Source organism: Streptomyces sp. NPDC050636, from assembly GCF_040654775.1.
Lineage (GTDB): Bacteria > Actinomycetota > Actinomycetes > Streptomycetales > Streptomycetaceae > Streptomyces.
Genome location: NZ_JBFAIP010000214.1, coordinates 1 through 4,102 on the forward strand (window position 1 = coordinate 1; position 4,102 = coordinate 4,102).

Consider the following 4,102-nt stretch of genomic DNA (forward strand, 5'->3'; position numbering starts at 1 on the left):
GCCGGGGCCGAGGTCTGCGTCATGACAGATCTTCAGCCCCCAGGCAGGTTCGTCGGGTGTGGATGCCAGCAGCACCTTGAGGACTTCAAGAGTTGGGCGTGTCAGGCGAATTGCAGCCATAGGCCGCATCATATATCGAGAACGAGTATTGAACGGAACGGTTCCGTGGGCCCCCTATGCCTCGTCCTCCGCCGGTTCCCTCGCGGCAGCGTCTCAGGCCAATCGCTGGGCCTTGGGGCGGAAGGCCACCTCCGATTCAACGGACGAGAGCATGCCCTGCTGACCAGGTAGCAGTCCGCCGAATCTCGTCAGCAGACCTGGTCATGTCCCAGGCTCACGGCCCTTCTGATTTCGATGGTGAGTGCGCTGAGTGCCTCCTCCTCAGGGCCGACGTCGGATTTCACCCAGGCTGATCAAGCACCGTCGTAGACCCACGCACGGCGGCGGGCCCAGGCGCGGGGTGTCTGCCTCGCGCGCCAGGGCGCGCGCCGGTTGCCGACGATGGTGCGCGGGCGGACGCTGAGAGACCCCCCACTTGAGTCGCTCTAACGTGGGGTCGTCTGTGCCCAGTGGTGTGGTGAAGTGGTTCGATCCCGACAGGGGCTTGGGCGTCATCGCCCAGGACTGCGGGGGCTTCGATGCCGTCGCCTACCGTGCGGCGGTTCGCGGTGACGCGGAGCGCGAGTTGGTTGCGGGCAGGCGGGTGTGCTTCGACATCACCCAGGACGCCGCCGGTGTCCGAGCCGACAACATCCGCCGTCTGACCCCGGGGTGCTTTGCGCCCGCGGAGGGACCGGAAGGTAACAAGGCTGCACGCCAAGAAGCTGGGTGGCTCGTTGAGACGGCCCTGGCGTGAATGAAGTGGGCCCTTGCCCGTGGTGCGTGCAGTTGCGGGAGACTGGGGGCCGGCAGGTGCTGGTGCAAGGAAACGGCTCTCCGGGGCCTGCCGCCGTGTCCCGCGAGGTTGGACCGGTGACGGCGTTGTACGTGGTGGTGCTCAATCCGCGCGCACTGCGTCGCTTGGACCGTATCGACGCTGTGGTCATCGACTCATCCGTGCTGTGCAATGGCGAGCTTCGGCTGCTGTCCGCCGTCTCGACCGGCGACACGTACGACGATGCGGCGGTATGGAAGATCGCGAGCTATCTGCTCACCGACTACAGCCAGGACGATCTTCGCGGCAGCGGCCCGTGGCCGGGGACGGCCTGGCCGATGCAGGCGACGGCCGGGGAGACGAGGCGGGCCTTCCGGTCACGGACCGGGATCAGGGTGCCGTCCACGATCCACAGCCGCTCCACCGCGTCCGCGGGGCGGGAAGCCGGCTCCAGGGCCAGAAGCGGCCGCCGTCGTTGGATGACTCGGCACACCGTTGCCGACGAGACGCCGAACAGCGGCGCGAGCTGCCGCATCGTGAGGTTCGTGCGGTAGTACACGGCCACCAACAGCACCCACTCCGCCAGCGGCAGACACCACGGCCGGCCACCACCGGGACCGTTCCCGCCCCGCTCGCGCACGACCTTCAACAACCGCTCGAACTGCCGCATCCGCAGGCCCGTGAACGTCTCCACCCACAACGACTCAGCCCTCAACACCCCACCCATACAGGGAAAATTCCCGGATCACAGCCTTCTGCAACACGCTTTAGATGCGCTGTCTCGGCATGTTGGTGACGGGTGACTCGCTTTGGGTGGTGCTTGAACGAGGTGAGGGCCCTCTGGCTCGGTGTGGAATGCGGTATCCACGCCGACAGTCTAGAGGCCCTCGTGTCCCACCGTAATGCCCCGCTGACGCCGACTGGCAGGCTGGTCGTCGGCGATCTGAAGAAGCGCGTGGAGGCGGTCAAGGCGCAGGCACCCAAGGGCGACCCGGTGCCGGTCTTCCTCTGCGACTCGGGCACCGACCAGCCGTTCACCGCGGGCAAATCAGGTTTCGCCCAACGACATCATCAAGACCGCCGGCGGCAAGACCATCTTCGACGGCCTCAACCAGCGTGGGCCCAGGTGAACTGGGAGTCTGTCGCCAAGGCCGAGGCCGAAGTCATCATGATCCTCGACTACGGTGACCTGCCCGCCAAAGGAGAAGATCGACTTCCTGAAGAAGTCTCCTCACGTGAACGTACTGCTCGCCGTCAAAAGGAACAACTTCTTCATCCTCGACTACAACGAGGGCATCAGCGGGCCACGCCACATCAACGGCCTGGGGAAATTCGCGAAGTACCTGCGCATACTCGAAAGCTGACCGTGCCGCACCAGCGGGGCCGTGTCGGATCGGACACGGCCCCGCAGAGCTGATCCAGGCGCCCTGCGGGAGGATTGTGGAGAGTCAGCGAAACGCCATAGCTATTGCCGCGCTCTCCGCTGGCCTGATGAACATGATTTGCGGCTCAGTGGTCGAATTCCAGTAGGGACCTCACGTGAAAACCGTTATCGAATTCGCGACATCGAGGAACTCGAACTTTTGCTGACGGCCGCCATTTGTGACAACCTCCGCAGAGGGGGCGGGAAAGAGATTCCGACGTTGCCGCAGCCCGGCGTAGCGCGCGGCGACATGAACCTGCGGAGATGAGCAGCGTGGCGACAGCAGTGGAACACCAGCCCCACCCCGGACACGACCACACACACGGCGAGGGCTGCGGTCACGTGGCAGTTCCTCATGCCGACCACATTGACTACGTGCACGACGGCCATCTGCACCGTAGCCACGAGGACCACGTGGACGAGTGCGAACCGGGTGGGCACCACGAGCATTCCGGTCACGACCATGTGCATGGAGAAGACTGCGGGCACGTAGCGGTGCCGCATGGCGATCACATCGACTATGTGCACGACGGCCACCGCCACGCGGCTCACAATGGCCACTGGGACGACCACTAGAACTCCTCGGAACGCTCAGCACAGATGAAATGCACCCCCACCGGGGTGCATTTTGCTTGCACTCCATGAATCGATCCGATAAGCGCCATTCCGTCGTGGAGTTGCTACCTGGCCACTCTGACAGCGCAGCAGGTGGTCTAGAGATCTTCAATCGCAGATGACCGGTCTCGGTCAGGGGTGTATCACGGTGAGGCACGAGGGCCTTTCTGTCGCCGGTCGTAGATGTCGCAATCCACACCGAGCCAGAAGGCCCTCACCTATTTCAAGATCACATGCGAGTGATCGCCATCATCGTCCACAACCTCCCCGGACAGGACAACGCTCTTATCCCTTGAGGTCGAGGGTGGTGAGGAACCGGAGCAGGGCGTCGCTCACCTCCTGCGCGCGTTCCTGCTGCACCCAGTGGCCCGCGCCCTCCAGGACCACGTTCTCGCGGAGGTCGGTGAGGACCTTGTCCAGGTGGTGCGTGGGCGTGAACTTGCCCACCGGGTCCTGCGACCCGATGAGGAAGAACGAGGGCTGGGTGATGAGCCGTCCCTCCAGGTGTTCGCTGAGCGCCCAGTTGCGGTCGAGGTTGCGGTAGTAGTTGAGGCCGCCCGTGAAGCCCGTCCGCTCGAACGCCCTGACGTAGTAGGCGAGGTCGTCGTCGCTCAGCCACGCCGGGGGCGGGAACCCCTCGTCGGGGCGTGCCGCCCACGCTGCGGAGTAGATCTCGCGGGTCACCATCGTGCGCCGGACGTTCTGGCGCAGGGCGCGATCGGCGACCCCGGGCTCCTGGAACCACACCATGTAGAAGTCGTCGCCCTGGCTCGACCGTAGCGTGGCCAGCGGCGGCTCAGGGGAGCGGGGCGTCACCGGTACGCTCATCCCGGCGACGGCCCGCACTCGCTCTGGGTGGTGCCAGGCCATGTTCCACACGACAACCGCGCCCCAGTCGTGTCCGACGAAGACGGCGTCCTCCGCGCCGATGTCGTCGAGCAGGCCCGCCAGGTCGGCGCAGAGCGTCCGCATGTCGTACGCCTCCGGGTCCGCGGGGCGTGAACTGCCGCCGTAGCCCCGCATGTCGGGCACGAGGACGCGGTAGCCGGCCTCGGCCAGCGCGAAGACCTGGTGGCGCCAGGAGAAGCCCAGCTCGGGGAAGCCATGGCAGAGCACGATGGGCGTCGGTGACCTCGGCGAGAGTGGCCGGGGACCAGTGCGGATCACGGTCCTTGTCGATGACCTGGGCG

At 65.6% G+C, this 4,102-nt stretch carries 3 protein-coding genes and 2 pseudogenes; 3 read left to right on the forward strand and 2 right to left on the reverse strand.

Annotated features, from left to right (window positions below):
* Positions 1-577: 577 nt before the first annotated feature.
* Positions 578-856, forward strand: a complete 279-nt coding sequence (locus AB0I10_RS40580; RefSeq protein WP_363157760.1) for a cold shock domain-containing protein — start codon at positions 578-580, stop codon at positions 854-856.
* Between the two features lie 391 nt (positions 857-1,247).
* Here AB0I10_RS40580 and AB0I10_RS40585 read toward each other — a convergent pair.
* Positions 1,248-1,601: pseudogene (locus AB0I10_RS40585) on the reverse strand (transposase family protein); the annotation flags it as partial.
* Between the two features lie 204 nt (positions 1,602-1,805).
* On the opposite strand from AB0I10_RS40585, the pseudogene AB0I10_RS40590 reads away from it, so the two are divergent.
* Together AB0I10_RS40590 and AB0I10_RS40595 are read left to right on the forward strand one after the other, a co-directional pair.
* Positions 1,806-2,238: pseudogene (locus AB0I10_RS40590) on the forward strand (ABC transporter substrate-binding protein); the annotation flags it as partial.
* Between the two features lie 323 nt (positions 2,239-2,561).
* Positions 2,562-2,873, forward strand: coding sequence for a hypothetical protein (locus tag AB0I10_RS40595; protein ID WP_363157761.1), 312 nt, complete (start codon positions 2,562-2,564; stop codon positions 2,871-2,873).
* Between the two features lie 324 nt (positions 2,874-3,197).
* On the opposite strand, the gene AB0I10_RS40600 is transcribed toward AB0I10_RS40595, so the two are convergent.
* Positions 3,198-4,102: alpha/beta hydrolase (locus tag AB0I10_RS40600; RefSeq protein ID WP_363157762.1), on the reverse strand; the 905-nt coding region annotated here is incomplete at its 5' end.